Source organism: uncultured Clostridium sp. (genome assembly GCF_963515715.1).
Taxonomy (GTDB): Bacteria; Bacillota; Clostridia; order Clostridiales; family Clostridiaceae; genus Clostridium_AW.
Genome location: NZ_CAUPZS010000003.1, coordinates 37,079 through 56,956 on the forward strand (window position 1 = coordinate 37,079; position 19,878 = coordinate 56,956).

The following is a 19,878-nucleotide window of genomic DNA, read 5'->3' on the forward strand; positions in this document are numbered from 1 at the left end:
TATCCCTCCATAATAATAATTTTCCCCTAGTTATTTAATGCAATTTCTTATTTTGCCAACTCCACAGTTTTCTTCGCCAAAATATCTGTAGAGGATATAAAGTCAAATTCATTAAAATTATCTTTTATTGGATTAAAGACCAAAGGTAATTCTGTACATCCTAAAATAACTACCTTTACCTCCTGTTCCTTAAATCCTTTTAGAATACAATTTAATTCTTCTATTTTAAATTTTCTTTCCCCAGCCTTAACTTTATAAATTAAATCTAAAACCATATCTTTAATCTCATCTTCAGGAACTAATACATCTATTCCTAGTGGATTAAGATATTTTTCATATACCTTACCTTCATAAGTTCCCATAGTTGCTAATAATCCAACTTTACACTTTCCGAATTTATCTAATATATATTTCCCCACTTCCTCTATCATGTTTATAAAGGGTATCTCCACAGCCTCTACTAATTTATCATAAAAATAATGGGCAGTATTACAAGGAATTATAATAAAATCAACTCCATTATTTCTCAATCTTACAGCTGTCTCTAGTAAGGCACCTATAGGATTTTCACCTTTCCCCATAATATAACCGGTTCTGTCTGGAATTTTAGGATTATTATCTACTATAATATGGATATGATCTTGATCCCTTTTAGCTGGCGTTAAGTCTACTATTTTATCAAGCAAATCTGCCGTTGCCTTAGGCCCCATTCCCCCTAATATGCCTACGGTTTTACCCATAATAAACTCCCCCAATTTAATTTAAGCATTCAATGACTTATCTTTATTACCACCCATTATAGATGCTTTTTCATAATTTATTTCCCCTTCAGTTGCCGAAACTACAATGGAAGCAGCTATATTACCAGTAACGTTAACAGCCGTTCTTCCCATGTCTAATATTCTATCTATACCAGCTATTAATGCTGCACCTTCTAGTGGAAGTCCTACTGACGATAGAACCATCATAAGCATCATAAATCCTGCACCTGGTACTCCTGCTGTACCGACAGATGCTAATGTAGCCGTCAATAATATAGTTACCTGTTGACCTATTGTCAGTGGTATTCCATAGGCTTGAGCTATGAACACAGCACAAACTCCTTGATATATAGCTGTTCCATCCATATTAATTGTTGTTCCAAGTGGAAGAACAAAACTTGCAACTGATTCTGATACACCAAAGACTTGTTGAACTATTCTCATACTAACTGGTAATGTACCTGCGCTACTGCTTGTACTGAAAGCTATTGCTGTAGCTGGTGATGCGCCTTTAAAAAACTTCATTGGTGATATCTTTGACCAAATCTTAACTGAAACTGAATAAGTTAATACTGCATGTAATAAGAATGCCACATAACAAACCGCTATTACTTTAATAAGTGGTAACAATACCTTTGGACCATTACTTGCAATAACAGGAACTATTAATGCAAATACGCCATATGGTGCTAATCCCATTATTATTTCTGTAATCTTATACATTATTTCTGCTAAGCTATCACAGAATTTCAAGTATGGTTGTCCTTTTTCCCCTATATATGTTGCACCAACTCCGGTAAATAGTGCAAAGAATATGATTTGAAGCATATTTCCCTTAGCCATTGCATCTATTGGATTTGTTGGTATTATGTCTAAAAAAGTTTGAATTATCGATGGTGCTTCAGTTACCTCTTGTGCAGCCGCTGCTGCTAATGAAACACCTACACCTGGTTTAAATATATTAGCTGCTACTAAACCAATTACTATAGCAAAAGCTGTTGTAACGAAGAAGTAAAGCATTGTTTTTCCGCCTATTCTTCCAAGCTTTTTAACGTCTCCAATACTTGCTGCTCCAACAACTAATGATGCAAATACCAGTGGTACTATGGTCATCTTAATTAGATTTAAGAATAGGGTACCAAATGGTTTTATATAGGTATTTGCAATTTTAGGATTAGATACAAAGAATAAACCCACTATAACTCCAAGAATAAGACCGAGCATAATTTTAGTAACCAGACTTATTTTTTTCTTCCCCATAAAAAAGCCCCCTTATTTATTAATTTAAATTATAATTTTGACATTCCAGTTTTAATTGCAATATCCCCCACTGCCTTTGCTACTACATGAGCTACTTCCTTGTTGAAAACATCTGGAATTATATATTCTGCATTTAATTCCTCTTCCTTAACTATGCTTGCAATGGCTATTGCAGCAGCTAATTTCATATCTTCAGTTATAGCTTTAGCTCTTACATCTAAAGCTCCTCTGAATATACCTGGGAAAACTAACACATTGTTGATTTGATTTGGAAAATCTGATCTTCCTGTTGCTACTACAGTTGCACCACCTGCTATTGCTTCCTCTGGAAATATTTCTGGTGTTGGGTTAGCCATGGCAAAAACTATAGCATCCTTATTCATTGTAGCTACCATTTCAGTAGTCAACACATTTGGTGCTGAAACTCCTATGAATACGTCCTTTTCTCCTATTACTTCCTTCAATTCCCCCTTTTCAAACTTTCTATTTGTAAGGCTGGCAATTTTCATTTGAGCTTCATTCATCCACTCAGCTCCTTCAACTAAAGCACCTTTTCTGTCAACCATTACTATATTTTTAGCTCCTCCAGCCATTAACAACTTACATATGGATATACCTGCTGCTCCCGCTCCATTGATAACAATTTCTACTTCTTCGATCTTTTTATTAACTAGCTTCAATGCGTTAATTAATCCTGCAAAAACAACAATAGCTGTACCATGTTGATCATCATGAAATACCGGTATATCAAGTTCTTCCTTTAGTCTTCTTTCTATTTCAAAGCATCTTGGAGCACCTATATCCTCTAGGTTAATTCCACCAAAAGTTGGTGCTAAATATTTTACAGTTTTGACTATTTCATCAACATCCTTCGTTGCTAAGCATATTGGAAAAGCATCTACGTTCGCGAATTCTTTAAACAATATTGATTTTCCTTCCATTACAGGCATGGCAGCTTCTGGTCCAATGTCTCCAAGCCCTAAAACAGCTGTACCATCTGAAACCACAGCAACTAAATTCTTTTTAGCAGTATATTTATAAACATTTTCAACATCTTCATGGATTTTTTTGCAAGGCTCTGCAACTCCTGGTGTATAAGCTAAGCTCAGATCCTTTTTATCCTTCACTGGTATCTTTGATACAATCTCTATTTTTCCGCATTTTTCTTCATGAAGTTTTAAACTCATTTCTTTGTAATCCATAATCCCATCTCTCCTTCAAATAAGTTTATATAAAAATCAATTCTAGGATTGATCCATATATTACTAATATATGTATATAATAATTCAAAATTCAGATAATTCCAATATTTTGTAAGTATTATTAACATTTTGTAAGTTTATTTATTATTGTTAAGATTATAACAAAATATTTTAAATATTTGAATAATTCTATATCATGACCATTTTACATGCATTTATAAGTTGTCTTTGGTCGTCCCACTTCACCATATTCAACATCTCTGCACACCTCTTCAATAAGGTTTAAATATTCTAAATATCTTCTTATAGTAACCCTTGATAGCTTCATTTCTTCCGCTATCTCCTCACAGGTAAAATATTCTTGTTCATATCTTTTTATGAAGTTCTTAATTCTATTTAATGTTCTTTCATTTATACCCTTCTGTACATCCTCGTTAAATATTATACTATTGGCATTCGTAATTTTATCTATATCCCCTTGATTGATTGTAGGTTTTGAATTAAATATCCTATATCTCATCTTAAATTTATTTAACGCATCTCTAAATCTTTCATATTCAAAAGGTTTTATAAGATAATCAACTGCTCCTAATTTTAAAACTTCATTTAATATATCAGTATCATCTGCAGCTGTTACCATTATTATATCAGTCATAATATTTAAACTTCGTAATTCTTTTAAGAAACTTAAACCATCAAGTTTGGGCATGTATTGATCTAATATTATTAGGTTTACTTCTTTTTCTTTAATTAATCCTAAGGCTTCCTTTCCATTGTTGCATACGCCTATTACAATAAATTCATCTATGCTCTCCACATATTTTCTATTAATTTGAGCAACCATTGGATCATCTTCAACAATTAAAACCTTAATCATATTAATCCCCCTTTGGAATAATTACTTTAACTTCTGATCCTTTGGTAGGTTCGGTAAAGAAATAGATTTCTCCCTTTAAATTATCTAATATTCTTTTAACCATAAAAAGCCCCCTACCCCTATTCTCTCCTTTAGTAGAAAAGCCACTATTAAATACATATTTGATATTTTCTTTTTCAATTCCATCTCCTGTATCAATGACCTTTATAAGTATACTTTTGTCACTTTCTAATATAAGTATTTCTACATTCTTTTCATCCTTTTCAGTTATACTTACAGCTTCAATAGCATTTTCAAGGAGATTTCCCACTATGGTGACTATATTATGGCTATTGATTTTACCACCACATTTATTTAGTGTGCTTTTAGGATTTATGCTTAAGTCCACCCCCATTTCCTTAGCTCTGCTTATTTTTCCTAGCATAAGAGCTGCCACTGTAGAGTCTTTAATTCTATTGATTACAATACTTGTTTTTTGTTGATGAATCTTAGTTTGCTTGATTATATACCTTTTAGCTTCATCCGTTTCTCCAATGTGAATTAATCCTAAGATCACATGAAGTTTATTTAAAAACTCATGATTATTAGCTCTTAGTGCCTCTACTACTTGTTTTATTCCTGTTACTTCTTCTGCAAGTCTTGTCAATTCTGTTTTATCTCTGAAAATTGTTACAGCGCCAATGACTTTTTCTTTTTCTAATATAGGAATTCTATTAGTTAATATTATTGTATCATTTATTATCATCTCTTTGTTATATTGGGCTTCACCAGATAAAAATACTTCTGGCAAATTAGAATTAGGAATTAACTTAAATACATCTTCTCCAATAATATCTTCTTTTCCTCCCAAAATTTCAATAGCTGCCCTATTATAAAGAGTGATTTTAAGATTTTCATCTACAGCTACTATCCCTTCATCTAGCGAATCCAATACTTCCTGTTTTTGAATGAATAATTTCGATATCTGTTCCGCTTCATATCCTAATAAGGAATTCTTTATACTGTTTGAAATTATTAATGAACTAACAGCACCAATCATCAGCCCTGAAGTAACCACTAATATTATTGCAACTAATATTTCATAATTATATGTTTCTATGCTTTTCATGGTTACCTTTGCAGTTACATAGCCTACTGGTAAGTTATTTTCATCTCTTACTGGAACAAATGTAATAATAAGCCTACCAAAATTTTCTATCATATCTTTTAAATATATGTTATTTTTTAAGGCCGCTTCTTCACCTATGCTTATATCTTCACTAGTTCCAATCTCTTCCAAATTAGAATTTGCATATGTATTCCCACTTAAATCCATTATTGCTATTTGGTCTATATTCTTAGAGGATACTGCTATATCTTTTATGTATTTTTGTAAAGGTTCTTTTTCTCCTTTATCTTTTAGAATTTCTATAACCATTGGGGATTTTGAAAGTATTTTAGTAGTATTCATCAAGTTAATTTCCATTTCTTTTCTAACCCAAGACATCCTAAGTTGGCTCATAAACACAACAGTGATTGCCAAGGATATAAAAACAACTGCAAAACTTAAATATACTATTTTGGTTTTTAGTTTAATATTGTTATTAACCATACTTTCTCACCCCAATTTTAAGGAATTACTTTTTACCTGTTTTATAGCTTCCTTCAACCACATTAAACTTTATGTTTTTTCCATCGCTAGTTGCTATAATATCTCCTGCTTCATCCACTCTGTAAATCTTAATCCCCATTTTTTCAACTCTGTCCATAACTTCCTTATGTGGATGTCCATAATCATTTCCCTTGCCAAGAGTAATTACTCCATACTCTGGATTTACTTCTTTTAAAAATGCTGCTGAGCTAGAAGTTTTGCTTCCATGATGTCCTAATTTAATTACATCTGCTTTAATATCAAATCCATTTTTAATTATTTCTTTTTCCGCTAGAGTTTCTGCATCTCCAGTAAATAGGAAAGAATTATCACCATAAGTAACTTTTAATGCAATGGAATAATTATTTGTATTTTCATAAGTAGAACTATTAGGTGCTAATAGCAAAACTTCCGCATCCCCTAGTTTAAAAGTTTCACCTGGCTTTGGAGCTGTTGCCTTTAAATTTTTCTTTTTCATGCTAGCAACCACATCTTTAAAAGTTTTTGTATTAGCTGTTGCTTTTGGCATGTACATTTTTCCTATATCATAATTATCTATAACCACATCTATTCCACCAATATGATCTTCATGGGGATGAGTAGCTATTAAGTAATCTATTTTTTCAACTCCTGTCTTTTTTAAATAGCTCAATACTTTATCTGCTGATGCATTAGGTCCTCCATCAATTAACATATAATTGTTTTCATATTGTACTAATATGCTATCTCCTTGTCCGACATCTATGAAATGAACCTGTAGTTTTCCATTCCCCTTAGCTCCATCCTTTTCAAAAATCAGATCAATTTCTTCTACACATCCAAATAGAAATAAAGAAAATACCATAATTAAACCAAATACTATATATTTAGCTGCGTTTTTTTTCTTCAAATAATCATCTCCTCTAAACAAAGTATCCTCTAAACCAATTATAGTAATTCATAGGTAAGTTGTACAGGTCATTTGCAAACTAAAAAGGAAAAAGGCTGTAAAAGCAAATCAAATTTACTTCTACAACCTATATCAATGGGATTTAAGCTCTCTCTTTTTTGCTAGATATTTATTCAATAGGCTCAAATATTCCAGTAAAAAATCTTAGCACTGGTGGCTCATAGACCCATTTCAATCCTTTTATTCTATCTCTTTTCTTATATACTTCAATAATAGATTCAGCTACATAATCCAAATGAGCATATGTGTATACCCTTCTTGGAATTGCTAGTCTAACTAATTCCAATTTTGGATAGTGATTTTCACCAGTTTTAACATCCCTGCCAGCAGATACTATTCCTCTTTCCACCGTTCTAACTCCTGAATGTACATATATTTCTGCGGTTAATGCTTGAGCGGGTAATTGTTCTTGAGTTAAATGTGGCAAAAACCCTCTTGCATCTAAAAATACCGCATGTCCTCCTATTGGTTTAACAATAGGCACTCCGGCTTCATCTAATTTTTCTCCAAGATATTCAATTTGCTTTACTCTATGTTTTATATAGTGATAGTCCATAGCTTCATGAAGCCCCCTAGCTAGTGCCTCCATATCCCTTCCTGCCATTCCACCGTAGCTTGGCATCCCTTCATAAACAACTACTAAGCTAGTAGCCTTTTGATATAATTCCTCTTCATTTATAGCTAAGAATCCACCTATATTTACTATACCATCTTTTTTCCCACTCATAGTGCAACCATCCGAATAAGAAAACATTTCCCTTACTATTTCCTTTATAGTTTTATTTTCATAACCTATTTCTCTTTCTTTTATGAAATAAGCATTTTCTACGCATCTTGTGGCATCAAACATCACTCTTATACCGTATTTTTTAGACATTTCATAAACTTGTTTTAAATTTCCCATGCTTACTGGCTGTCCACCTGCTAAGTTAACTGTTACAGCAACACATATATATGGTATTTTTTCAGCACCAACCTCTTTAATCAATACTTCATATTTATTCAAATCCACATTTCCCTTAAATGGTACATCCCCTCTATTTGGGTCGTGAGCCTCATCTATGATTACATCTACAAAATTACCACCGTTTATCTCTTGGTGCGCTCTTGTTGTTGTAAAATACATATTTCCCGGAACATAGTCCCCTTCTTTTATAGTTATTTGAGATAATAAGTTTTCAGCTCCCCTTCCCTGGTGAGTTGGGACTACATATTTAAATCCAAACAACTCTTGAACAGCTTTCTCTAAATTGTAAAAATTATCACTTCCTGCATAAGCTTCGTCCCCCATCATAAGTCCAGCCCACTGATTATCACTCATAGCATTAGTTCCGCTATCCGTTAATAAATCGATATATACTTCCTTGCTTTTTAGATAAAATGAATTATACCCACATCTTATTATAGCTTTTTCCCTTTCTTCTCTAGATAAGATATTCAACGGCTCCACCGCTTTAATTTTAAATGGTTCTGGCATGTACTTGCTCATAAAAATTTCCCCCTTAAACCCCAGTAATTTAAAATTTATTATAAAATACAATCCAAACATACATCTTTCTAACATGCTATTAAACATTTTAGTCACAGGTAAATAATTCCTTAATTTCATGTTAGCATAAATATCATTATAAAAATGTAGCCACCACTACCATTTACTATATTTTTTTACTTTTATTTATAATGATATGTTTGATATAATTAAAATGCAGAATTATATCTTAAAATAAATACATATATAAGGGTGAGTTTTATGAATGATTACTTAGAGCATTTTAGTGATGATAGCTTATTACCTTGGTTTGATTATAATGATATTGACTCCGCTCTTAAAAATTATCTTCATTTAGGAGTAAAGAAATATTCTAAAAAAGGTACCTATATCGTTAAACAAGGAGAAACTATAGATAAAATACATTATCTACATAAAGGTAAGGTGAAAATTGTATTACTTACCGCAAGTGGACAAGAGAAAACATTTTGGTACGCTTTAGGAGGAAATATCGTAGGGTGTGTGCCTTACTACCACAATCTACCCTCCAACGCAGGAATGATTGCTGTAGAAGATTGTGAATTATTTTCTTTTGACAAAAAAACCTTTTCTGAAATATTGTTAAAAGAACCCTCCATTTATGAAGAAATGTTAACTATAGTATCCAAAAAAATTAGAATATTAGTAAATACTATTCAAGATATATCTTTTTTAAATCCAACTGCTCGTGTGTGCAAACTGCTTTATCTCATGGCACAACATTACGGTGTCCAATGCCATGATGGAATAACTCTAAAACTAAATATTTCTCATTACGAAATCGCTTCTATTACTTCACTTCACAGAGTAACTGTTACAAAAATATTAAACTACTTAAGGCAAGAAAATATCATAAGTAAATCCAGGTCAAATTCTATAATAATAATAGATTTAAATAATCTATACAAAAATGCTTTTGAACTTTAATTATAAATTTTCATCTAAAAAACTACCTAACTTGACTTCAAATTAGGTAGTTTTTATTATTAAGAGTATTAAAATAACAGTGACATCTGTTCATATCCACTATCTTCTGCAATCTTTAATGAGCCATCTTTATAGGGCTTTAATATTTCTTCTAAGTTATCATCTCCAGCCAGCCAAGCTTTCTCTTCTCCCAATTTAAACATAACCGGCATCCTATGGTGAATTTCACTCATCTCTTCATTAGCTTCCGTTGTTATAATTGTAAAAGCTTCATAAGCTTCTCCCTTTTCATTTAAAAAGGTATCATATAACGCTGCCATAGAAAAAATTTCTTCGTCTTTTAAGGAAATTTTATACTTTATCTTACTACCTTTTTCACCCTTCCATTCATAAAATCCATTAGCTGGAATTACACATCTATTTTTAAGGGCTTTTTTAAATAAATACTTATCTTCAATACTCTCACTTCTAGCATTTATTATTAAGTTTTTATTGCTTTTTAAGGTAAATCCCCATTTTATAAAATACAATTTATTATCCGCTTTAATTATAGGCGCTGTATTACTAGGGAATATTTCTTTTCCATTAAAATATTTTTCTTTTTCTTCTTTATTTATTAAATCAAAAGATGTTATAACATTTTCTAAATCACCATTCAAGAAAAACCTTCCACACATATAATCTACTCCTCTTCAACCTCTATACCTGCTATTTTCATTAAATATAGAGCATTTCTAGTAGTTGATATTCCTTTTCTAAGTTTATAATCAAAGTGTATTTCGTTGTTCTTATAGTATTCTCTAAAATGATAGTTCTTAACTTTAGAATTATATTCTTCTAAGCTACCCAGCTCTAAATCATGGGTAGATACTAGCCCCAAAACCTTCTCTTTACTTAGTTTATTTATTAAAATTTTTGCTCCTGTATGCCTATCCACAGAGTTAGTTCCCTTAAATATTTCATCTAGCAAAAAGAATATTGGCTTTTTTATTTTAACTCCTTCAATAAGCTTATTGATCCTTAACAATTCCCCATAGAAAGAAGATATATTTCTCTCTAAATTATCGCTAATTCTCATGCATGTATATATATCCATCAAGGAACAAGTAAATTCCTCCGCAAACACTGGTGCTCCCATGTATGCAAGTAAAAGATTTATTCCAGTAGTCCTTAAAAAAGTACTTTTACCAGACATGTTAGAGCCTGTTATCAAAAGAATTTTTTCTCCATCGCCTATGGAGAAATCATTCTTTACTGCTCTTTCTCCTAAAAGTGGGTGTCCAACCTTTTTCCCTCTTATTACAAGCTTTTCTTTCTGTATAGTGGGAGTAACCCAATTAGGATTTTCAAAACCAAGAACAGATATGCTGGATAGGGATTCGAATTCTCCTACAACTTCAAGCCACTCTTTTAAATAATCCCCCCATTTTTCCTTCCACATCTCCAATTTAATCATATGTTTATAATCCAATAGAAATAAGACATTAAATATAGCATAAAAGAAATTGCTTCTATCAGAAATATTATTAGAAATATTCATTAATTCCTTTATAGCCGTTGAAGCTTTTTCATCTTCATTTTCAACTATTATTTCCTTCAAGTTTACAAGATATTCAGAATGAAACTTTTCTTTTTCTATTAAACTTATCATATTGTAGTAGCTCTCTATGTATTTTTTATATAAAAATACAGTTTGTAATGCATAGTTTCTTTTCTTCTTATCATTAAACAATATTGCTACACTAATAAAAATAAAAGATAATGCTCCGTAATAATATAATCCTCCCATGAGGTAAGATAATATTATAAATACTATAGTAAATAGCGGTATACTATTGGTTAAAGTTTTTATATAGGCTTTGCTATACAAATTCTCTCTATCAACACACCAATTTAAAAGTCTATCTACATGTCCTTGTTTATCCTCTTTTAAAATCCCCTCTCCCTCAAATCTCTGTCTCCATCCTACATCCTTTCCTAACTCCTTTATAGCTTCCTGTCTCTCTATTATTTCATCTTCACTATAATTATGGTCTTCTAGAGTACTTTTAAATTTAATTTTTCCCATAAAGGTGTTAGTACAATTGATGTATTGAAAAAGTGAGCTGGGTCCAAATAAATCTAAATCTCCTGAGAATTGATGCTCTTCATCAATATAATCTTCTCCATCCTCTTTAAAACTTCTCCACTTACCTTCTATTCTATCTATTCCTTTTTCATTAATATGTATAATTTTTTCCACCAAATCTTTATTTTTGATTAGCCTTTCATGTATCTTAGCTAAAAAAACAAATAAGGAAATCCATAATAGGAATGATATCAGTGTAAAAATATAGCTATGCATTTTATAGGAAATAAAAAAAGAAAATATACACCCTCCTATAAAGGTTACAAATCTAAATATACTGATTAAATTAGCTATTTTTTTCTGTTTATTATACAAAGCATTGAATTTATTTTTTCTCCTTACATATACAGATTTTTTATCTTTCAAGTTCCTTCACCTACTTATTCTTCTTTAATGTCTTCTAAATTTATTATGCCACAATTAAACACTTTATCCAATAAATTTGTAAATAAAAGTATATAAAAAATAAGCTCAAATTTGAGCTTATTTTGCACTATAATAACATCTTTTTGGTGATTCAATTAATTCTTCTTTCTTTAAAGCTTTGATGGCTTTATCAACTTCTGCCTTATCCACTCCTAATTTTTCAGCGATTTCTCCTGATTTTAGTGGTTCTGAACTCTTTAGTAACTCTAATACTTTATCCTTTATTTCCATAGAAATTCCCTCCTAAGTATATTATTTTCCTTTTCTTACATATATAATAAACAATTATTAATTAAAAATCAATATTAATTAATAATTTGTTTTAAAAAATCCTATATAAATATCATTCTGTACAATTTCCGGAGCTTTCTAGCTCTAAAATTACCTTTTGGCATAATTTATATGTTTTTTCTAATATTATTTCTATTTTCCCTTCATATATACCCTGCTTATCCTCTAATAGATTTTCAAATATATTTATTAAGTAAATTTCCTCATCATTAGAAAACTTTTTTAATTCTTCTAATGTCAATGGATAAACTCCTTTTATGGCAGCGTATTTATATCTTAAGACCCACATTAAAGGCTTTAAAATTCTTTTTAATAACTTTTTACTTAAAAGGGATTCCTCTCCTTCATTGATACATATGAAATGCCTTATTCCCATAATAATGTACACAACTAAATTCTTGCTTCTTTCTATAAAATCTTTTTTATTAGGATAAGGTACCTTTAAACTACCATATAAAATTTTCCCATCCGTTCTATACTGAATAGGTGAATACTCGCGAGTAAAATGTGGCAATAAGCATTCTTCAAAGGATGTAATCTGGGGATTTAGCCTAGGATGAGGATAGAGGGATTTAACTATCTCCCCTACTTTGTATAAATCCTCATACTTCACTTCATGTAAAAATACCCATATATCAATATCGCTTCTTTTTCTCACTTCGCCTCTAGATAAGCTCCCTGTAAGAAGTATGCAATCCACTCTATCTTTAAAAGTTTCTATGATCTTATCCCTAAACTCATTTATTTTTTGGTAAGGTTCCATATACTCCTCTCCATACAAATTACTCTACCCTTCATATTTATAAACAATTTTCCCATTGATTATGGTATATAAAGTTTTTGTGAGGCTCTCCAATGGATTTCCATCAAAAATGGCTATATCAGCGTCCTTTCCATTATCAATACTTCCAATTCTGTCATCCATTCCAATTATTTCAGCGGCATTTATGGTTATGGACCTCAATGCTTCTTCTTCCGTCCATCCAGCTTTAGCAGCAAGCCCTGCACACATTGATAAATACTCAACAGGCATTACGGGATGATCTGTTGTTATCGCTACTTTAATTCCTTTTCTATTCAATATTCCTGGAGTAGTAAAGTTTTTATTTTTAACTTCTATCTTGCTTTTAAATGTAAGAGTTGGCCCAACAATAGCGGGAAATCCAGATTCTTTTATATATTCTGCAACAAGGTCCCCTTCTGTACAATGATCTAAAGTCATCATTACATCAAATTCCTTAGCAATTCTTATAGCTGTCAATATATCATCAGCTCTATGAGCATGAGCTTTTAGAGGTATTTCTTTTTCAAGTACTGGTATTAAAGCCTCCATCTTTAAATCAATGTCAAAGCTCTCTTTCTTTAATACTGCAGCCTCCTTTTTATTCTTATAATTTTTAGCCTTTACTAGTGTTTCTCTCAACAATGCTGCCGTTGCCATCCTAGTTATTGGCATCTTTCCTTTGGAATTATAGACTCTTTTCGGATTTTCTCCAAAGGCAATTTTCACAGCGCTAGGAGATTTTATTGTCATTTTATCTACACAAATTCCGCAAGTCTTAATAATTGCAAATTGTCCTCCTATTACATTTGCACTTCCAGGCCCTGTCATTACAGTAGTTACCCCTCCCTTTAAAGCTTCATAAAATGCTGTATCAAAGGGATTAATCCCATCTATAGCTCTTAAGTGCGGAGTTATAGGGTCAGTAACTTCATTTATATCATTCCCTTCAAAACCCATACCTTCTTCAATTAAACCAATATGGCAATGAGCTTCTATAAAACCTGGTGTAACCCATCCCCCTTTAGCATCTATAACCTCACATTTTTCAGGAATTTTTATATCTTCTCCAACTTCAATTATTTTTCCACTTTCTATTAATACGCATCCATATCCATAATTTTTTCCATTCATAGTAATTATTTTTCCGTTTTTAATTAACAACAATCGAACCATCCCCTTTATATACTTTTAAACATACATGTATATTTATATGTGTATAGCTTCATGTTTATATGTATGTAAATTTATATTACCATACTTTTCCCTTTATTTTACGTATATACTATAAAGATAATAGTTTTAGGAGGTTATTAATTTATGAAAAAATTCATAAATTATCTTGTTGGATTATTAGTGATTTTATTCATATTTACATCCTGCAGCTCTTCAAAAAAATCCCATGATGGATATTCTAGCCCATCAGAAAACGCAACGCCACAAGCCTATAACTTTGATAAAAAGGAATCTTCTATATCTATGGAGAAGGCTAAAAAAGATTCCTCTCTTAGTACAGAACTAGTAGATAGAAAAAACATACAAAATGCCACTATAGAAATACAGACCTTAGATTTCGATGGCAGCACTACAGACTTATCCAATAAAGTAAAATCTTTTGGAGGATATATAGAAAGTTCTAATATTAGCGGAAAAAGAATTGATAATGAACCCTCTGCAGAAAATAGATTCGCTGAAATATCTATAAGAATTCCAGTAGAAAAATTTGATGAGTTTATTAAAGATCTTAGAAATCTCGGAAACATCACTAACCAAAGTATAAATATCAAGGATATTACTCATGAATATTTCGACACTGAGGCACGTGTTAAATCTTTGAAAATACAGCAAGAGAGACTTTTAGAGCTACTAAAAAAATCCGGTGAACTAAAAGATATGTTAGAAATAGAAAAAGAATTGGAAAGAGTGGGGTATGAAATAGAAACTCTCACCGGAACATTAAAAAAATGGAATAATCTAATAGAATATTCCACTTTAAATATAAATTTATACGAAGTGCAAAAATATAAAAAAGTAGCTACACTATCTCTTAAAGATAAGGCATACTATGGATTTATTTCCTCACTAGAGAATGTAGGATATTTAATTAAATTATTTATAATATTTATTATATCCTCAATCCCATACTTAATAACTATATTACCTTTTATACTTATATTTAGGTATTTTAACAAGAATAAAAACTTCAGTTTTAAAAATTTATTTAAAAGGAACAAAAAAGATATTTAAATCATAAATTGTTTATTATTTGTTAATATATTGATAATCTAAATTTAATATTTTACCTATATAATAAATTTAAAGTAGAAATTAACAATAATATTGTTTAGTTAAAACCAGACCTCCCCCTTACGAACGGAAGAAGTTTCTTCCGTTTTTTTCTTTTCAAATACAATTAATATATTAAAACCTTTTCACTAATATTGCTTTTTCAAAAAAACTTCAACTTTTTCTTTAGGCAATGGTCTGCTTAAAACATATCCTTGTATTTTATCACAATTTTGTACCCTTAACACTTGAAGTTGGACATCTCTTTCCACTCCTTCGGCTACCACATCTATTTTCATTTTATGTGCTAATTGAATTATCTCAGCAGTTATAGCATCCTCAATAGAACCATCTTTTACATCATCAATAAAACTTTTATCAATTTTCAAAGTATCTATTGGAAGTTTCTTTAAATAACTCAAAGAAGAATATCCCGTACCAAAATCATCTAGTGATACACCAACTCCTATATCTTTAATGGATTTTAATTTTTCCGCTACAGAATCTATAGATTTCATTAAGGTACTTTCCGTTATTTCAATATTTAACAACTCTGGTTTCATATCGTATTTTTCCAGGGTTTCTCTTATAAAAAATATAAAATCCTTTTGCTGAAGTTGTATTGAAGATACATTTACTGATATAACGATTTCATCATATCCTTTATTCTTCCATTCCACATGTTGTTTACATACCGTTTCTATTACCCATTTTCCAATGGATACTATAAGCCCCGTACTCTCTGCTAAAGGGATAAAATACGCCGGTGATACTAAGCCTCTTTTAGGATGATTCCACCTAATTAATGCTTCCGCACCGATAATTTTCTCCGTCTTTAGATTCATTTGAGGTTGATAATATAGCTCAAATTCATCATTTTCAATAGCCCTTCTTAAATCCGCCTCCAGCTTTGTTCTTTCCAAAACTTCTTTGTATATGCTAGTGTTAAAGAACTCATAAGTATTTCTCCCTTTCTCTTTAGCAGCGTACATAGCGGTATCTACATTTCTAAGCAATGAAAAAGCATCTTCTCCATTATTAGGGTATATATCTATTCCAATACTAACCGTAGTATATATCTCATGTTCTTCAATGCATATTGGTCCTTGAAAATGATTTAGTATTTTTTGGGCAAATGCTTCATATTCTTCTTTTGTTCCCTTCATATTCTTTATAATTAAAAACTCATCTTCTCCTACTTTACATAAAATATCCTTTTTACCAATAAATTTTTTTATCTTTTCGCTGACAGTTATTAAAAGTTTATCTCCAAATTTATGACCTAAAGTATCATTTATATTTCTAAAATTATCTAAATCTATTAAAAATAAACCTATTTTACTTTTACCATTATATGCTTTTATTTTCTCGCTAATTATCTCTTTAGAATAATGAAAATTTGGCAATCCAGTTAATCTATCGTAGTAAGCCAATTGTTTTATTTTTTCTTCGTAGTTTTTTCTATCAGTTATATCAGATAGGGAACCTGCCATTCTAATAGCTTTTCCTTCCCTATCTCTTAAAAGCTTTCCTCGGGTTAATACCCATTTATATTCATCGTTTTTTATTTTTAACCTATATTCACTAAAGAAGTAATCACTACCTCCTCTTAAATACTCCTTAAAAGTATTTAGCGTGTCATTTAAATCTTCAGGATGTATCAGCCTGGTCCATCTACCTATTATGCTTAATTTAGGATTCAAAACCTCTAAAGGTATTTTTTCTTTCCATTTTTCAGATATGAAGAATTTATTATTTGTAAAGTCCCAATCCCATAAGGCGTCATTAGCCCCTTCTACAGCCAATCTGTATCTTTCTTCACTAATCCTTAGGGCTTCCTCATTTCTTTTTAACAGTTCATATTGACTTTTAAATTCTTTCTCCATTACACCCGATTCGGTGCATATATGACATATTTTTTCAAGTTTTGAATCCATAGCACTCCCCATAAATAACACCTACTCATTATAATTATGTAATATATATATATTTTACCAAGTATATATTACCATAAATTCAATGAATTTTTAATATTTAGACAGAAAAAATATCAAATTTTATACTTTATATTAATTTTTCTCATATTAACTATAATTATCTAGTATATAATATACTTTTTCTGTCATAAAATTAATAATAGTCTTTTTACCTTCATACGGGATATAGGATAAAACTTCTTTTAAATCCTTTTCTTTTATAATATCTATTCCGCTATATATAAATTCTATTATTTTAAATGAGTTGTCCTCATTTTCTACATAATTTTGTATACCGTTTATTATATTGTTGCATATACTATCTACATTTATAAATTTTCTCATGGCAAGATTTAATCCTCCTACCATATTATTTACTTCTCTTCTTATAGTATCTTTAACACTATCCTTTTCTACAAAATCTTTTATATACTTCAATACTTCATCCTTGTTATTGTAGATATAAACTTTAAGTATATTTTCAAATCCTTGAGGTAAAACATCCTTAAGTTTTTTATCGCTATTCTCGGAAGAGTTAAATTGTTCAGTGACTATAGAATTTATTTTTTCCCGAGTAAGTTTATTGCTATCTATGGTCTCTAACAATTTTTTATACTCTCTAATTATAGTTCTAAATTCCTCTTCGTTTTCTGCATCTCCATCCATATCTGTTCTTAATTGACTTATCCTATCAGTAATTAGATTTTCTATACTCTCTAATTCTAATTCACTTAGATTCACAAACATGTAATCACCTCATAATTTTTATTTTATATATTTTAAAGGCTTATTTTCCTTCCACGGTGCGTACTCTTTAGCAAATATAACTCTGTCATAATAACTTGGATGACTATAGTACCACACCTCATAAATTTTGCTAACCTTTGGTAAGCTCAAACTATTTTCATGAAGTTTAATTGTAGATGTTATTACAGAGGAATTATCTTTAGTAAGCTCAAGAGCAAATCTATCCGCTTCCTTTTCTACATATCTAGAGTAAGTATTAGTTATAGGATTAGCTAAAAATAAAAATATATTAAGTATTAATATTATCAAAGGCATTGCTCCAATATCCACAATTTTTCTTACTCCAAGTACATCTCTCCACTTATGTAAAATCCAAAGCAAGGATTTATTTACTAGGTATAAAACCAAAGTAAAGAGTGCTCCTCCTAAAACTATAGACTTCCACACATGACCCATGACATAATGACCTATTTCATGAGCTGTGATTGATAATGTTTCTCCTTGAGTCAAATTATTTATAGTGGTGTCCCATAAAACAATTCGTTTAGAGTTAAATACGCCTGTCATATATGCATTCATTTCCTTTGTATCTACACTTTTGTTTACCTGATACACTTTACTATTACTTATATCGGCTATTTTTAACTGTTCCTCAATCTTAGTTTGAAGATTTTTATCCTGTATAGGCGTATACTTATTAAATAAAGGATCTATATACATAGGAGAAATAAATGTAACAAACATCAATACTGGTATAGATAAAAGTCCATTATAGAGCCACCACTTCTTTGGGCTTTTGTTAATAATAAAATATGGAACCCAGAGAAACATGGAGGTAATCAGCGTGTTAATAGTGAATCCTTTTAAGTAATCGCTAAACCATTTGTAAAAGGTTTGATTAGACAATCCAAAATTATGCTTATGAATAAAACTTCTATAATAGTCTAAGGGAAAAGTTATAATACAGCTTATCAGTGTAAAGAAAATAAAAAATAATGCCAGTTGAATGATATAGTTTCTGCTTATTCCCTTTACAAATTCACTTAACTTTTTCGATAGCCCACTTACTATGAAAATAACAGGTATACCAAAACTTAATATGAGATTAATAGACCAAATATTTAAATTTATTTTTCTGTAATATATAGCTTTATCTGATACTTTTGCAATACTGGCTTTAGTATTATTATCTAAAGTAATAGTATAAGAATTATCCTTCTTTAGTTTTTCCATATTTGAATTTTCAAAGTATCTAACTGAAAAAACAAATAAAAATATTAAAGTAAAAAATACAGTCAAAGTTAAGTAAAATGATTTTTTCAAAGTTATCCCTCCCTTATAACCATTATATTATAAAAGAAAGATATATATAATCTAGTGAGAGTATTTAATTGCTCTATTTAACATTTTAAGTATAAAAATCATCCCTATAGAATTAATGCAAGCAGCCAGTATCACTGTAGAGTATAGTATACCAAAAGTTGCAGGTAATCCTACCATCAATAAAGCAAGTAATAAAAACACAGTTCCACTTACTAATGTGCCCAAAAATGTCGTAATCATTACTCCTTTATTTCCACTTACTTTTATATTAAATATCTTCATAAAAATATAGACAAACTGTGCTGTTATTATCTTATCTATAAAGTTTGGTATTTGGCCCCCTGGAAAAGTTGTAGTGAGAGCTGTAAGTGTTCCTGAAATCACTCCAATAACAAATACAAATTTATAATCTTCAACAAAACCTAGGGATACAAACATCATTAAAAGTAAAAAGTCTGGTTTCATACCAAATACAAAGTTCGGTGATATTTGGTGTAAAAGCAAACCTACTGCCAACAATACTGAGCTTAATACAAATTTTTTCAATGTCATAATAAAAACCCCTTTCAATTTTCATAATTTATATTTACAAAAGCGCGCTTAAGTTTTTATACAATAAAAAAACTCCGCCCTAAAAAATAGGGCGAAGTATTATTCGCGGTACCACCTAAGTTATGCTAAAAAGCACATCTCTTATTCGGATACAATCATATCCTAGCCTTTTTAACGGTAGGCTTCCGGTAACCACTACTCTCCATAAAGGATTTCAATTTACTTCTATGAGGT

Annotated in this window: 18 protein-coding genes and 1 other annotated feature (1 of these 19 running past the window's edge); of the genes, 2 read left to right on the forward strand and 16 right to left on the reverse strand. The window is 30.5% G+C overall.

Annotated elements, in window-relative coordinates:
* Positions 1–47: 47 nt before the first annotated feature.
* The 7 genes from RYO54_RS03775 to RYO54_RS03805 form a co-directional block, all read right to left on the reverse strand.
* Entirely contained in the window at positions 48–740 is a 693-nt protein-coding gene (locus RYO54_RS03775; RefSeq protein ID WP_315115924.1) for an amino acid racemase, read from the reverse strand.
* Between the two features lie 21 nt (positions 741–761).
* On the reverse strand, positions 762–2,021 hold the full coding sequence (locus RYO54_RS03780) for a dicarboxylate/amino acid:cation symporter (protein WP_315115927.1): 1,260 nt from the start codon (positions 2,019–2,021) through the stop codon (positions 762–764).
* A 29-nt stretch (positions 2,022–2,050) separates the two neighbouring features.
* Positions 2,051–3,223, reverse strand: coding sequence for an NADP-dependent malic enzyme (locus RYO54_RS03785; RefSeq protein WP_315115930.1), 1,173 nt, complete (start codon positions 3,221–3,223; stop codon positions 2,051–2,053).
* Between the two features lie 205 nt (positions 3,224–3,428).
* The gene (locus RYO54_RS03790) at positions 3,429–4,100 is read right to left on the reverse strand and encodes a response regulator (RefSeq protein ID WP_315115933.1); all 672 of its coding nucleotides are present in this window, start codon (positions 4,098–4,100) and stop codon (positions 3,429–3,431) included.
* Position 4,101: 1 nt separating this feature from the next.
* Entirely contained in the window at positions 4,102–5,691 is a 1,590-nt protein-coding gene (locus RYO54_RS03795) for a sensor histidine kinase (RefSeq protein WP_315115935.1), read from the reverse strand.
* 25 nt (positions 5,692–5,716) lie between these two features.
* Positions 5,717–6,619, reverse strand: coding sequence for a ComEC/Rec2 family competence protein (locus RYO54_RS03800; RefSeq protein ID WP_315115938.1), 903 nt, complete (start codon positions 6,617–6,619; stop codon positions 5,717–5,719).
* Between the two features lie 169 nt (positions 6,620–6,788).
* The gene (locus tag RYO54_RS03805; RefSeq protein ID WP_315115940.1) at positions 6,789–8,168 is read right to left on the reverse strand and encodes a tyrosine phenol-lyase; all 1,380 of its coding nucleotides are present in this window, start codon (positions 8,166–8,168) and stop codon (positions 6,789–6,791) included.
* A 261-nt stretch (positions 8,169–8,429) separates the two neighbouring features.
* On the opposite strand from RYO54_RS03805, the gene RYO54_RS03810 reads away from it, so the two are divergent.
* Positions 8,430–9,134, forward strand: coding sequence for a Crp/Fnr family transcriptional regulator (locus RYO54_RS03810; RefSeq protein ID WP_315115942.1), 705 nt, complete (start codon positions 8,430–8,432; stop codon positions 9,132–9,134).
* Positions 9,135–9,202: 68 nt separating this feature from the next.
* Here the strand turns inward: RYO54_RS03810 and RYO54_RS03815 are convergent, their stop codons facing one another.
* From RYO54_RS03815 to RYO54_RS03835, 5 genes are all read right to left on the reverse strand, one after another.
* The gene (locus RYO54_RS03815; RefSeq protein ID WP_315115945.1) at positions 9,203–9,811 is read right to left on the reverse strand and encodes an SOS response-associated peptidase; all 609 of its coding nucleotides are present in this window, start codon (positions 9,809–9,811) and stop codon (positions 9,203–9,205) included.
* Between the two features lie 5 nt (positions 9,812–9,816).
* On the reverse strand, positions 9,817–11,376 hold the full coding sequence (locus RYO54_RS03820; RefSeq protein WP_315115947.1) for a MutS-related protein: 1,560 nt from the start codon (positions 11,374–11,376) through the stop codon (positions 9,817–9,819).
* 369 nt (positions 11,377–11,745) lie between these two features.
* The gene (locus RYO54_RS03825; protein WP_315115949.1) at positions 11,746–11,919 is read right to left on the reverse strand and encodes a MarR family transcriptional regulator; all 174 of its coding nucleotides are present in this window, start codon (positions 11,917–11,919) and stop codon (positions 11,746–11,748) included.
* Positions 11,920–12,031: 112 nt separating this feature from the next.
* Positions 12,032–12,742, reverse strand: coding sequence for a nucleotidyltransferase domain-containing protein (locus RYO54_RS03830; protein ID WP_315115952.1), 711 nt, complete (start codon positions 12,740–12,742; stop codon positions 12,032–12,034).
* A gap of 24 nt (positions 12,743–12,766) precedes the next feature.
* Positions 12,767–13,927, reverse strand: a complete 1,161-nt coding sequence (locus RYO54_RS03835) for an amidohydrolase (protein ID WP_315115954.1) — start codon at positions 13,925–13,927, stop codon at positions 12,767–12,769.
* A gap of 153 nt (positions 13,928–14,080) precedes the next feature.
* On the opposite strand from RYO54_RS03835, the gene RYO54_RS03840 reads away from it, so the two are divergent.
* Positions 14,081–15,007 (forward strand): DUF4349 domain-containing protein, encoded by a 927-nt coding sequence (locus RYO54_RS03840; RefSeq protein WP_315115956.1) that lies wholly within the window; start codon positions 14,081–14,083, stop codon positions 15,005–15,007.
* Positions 15,008–15,195: 188 nt separating this feature from the next.
* Here the strand turns inward: RYO54_RS03840 and RYO54_RS03845 are convergent, their stop codons facing one another.
* The 4 genes from RYO54_RS03845 to RYO54_RS03860 form a co-directional block, all read right to left on the reverse strand.
* Entirely contained in the window at positions 15,196–16,983 is a 1,788-nt protein-coding gene (locus RYO54_RS03845) for an EAL domain-containing protein (RefSeq protein WP_315115959.1), read from the reverse strand.
* A gap of 147 nt (positions 16,984–17,130) precedes the next feature.
* Positions 17,131–17,769, reverse strand: a complete 639-nt coding sequence (locus RYO54_RS03850) for a hypothetical protein (protein WP_315115961.1) — start codon at positions 17,767–17,769, stop codon at positions 17,131–17,133.
* A gap of 18 nt (positions 17,770–17,787) precedes the next feature.
* A complete protein-coding gene (locus tag RYO54_RS03855; RefSeq protein WP_315115964.1) occupies positions 17,788–19,092 on the reverse strand; it encodes a M48 family metallopeptidase in 1,305 nt (434 codons plus the stop codon).
* A gap of 51 nt (positions 19,093–19,143) precedes the next feature.
* On the reverse strand, positions 19,144–19,644 hold the full coding sequence (locus tag RYO54_RS03860; protein WP_315115966.1) for a tryptophan transporter: 501 nt from the start codon (positions 19,642–19,644) through the stop codon (positions 19,144–19,146).
* 84 nt (positions 19,645–19,728) lie between these two features.
* Positions 19,729–19,878 (reverse strand) — a binding site (T-box leader) (it continues 93 nt past the right edge of the window).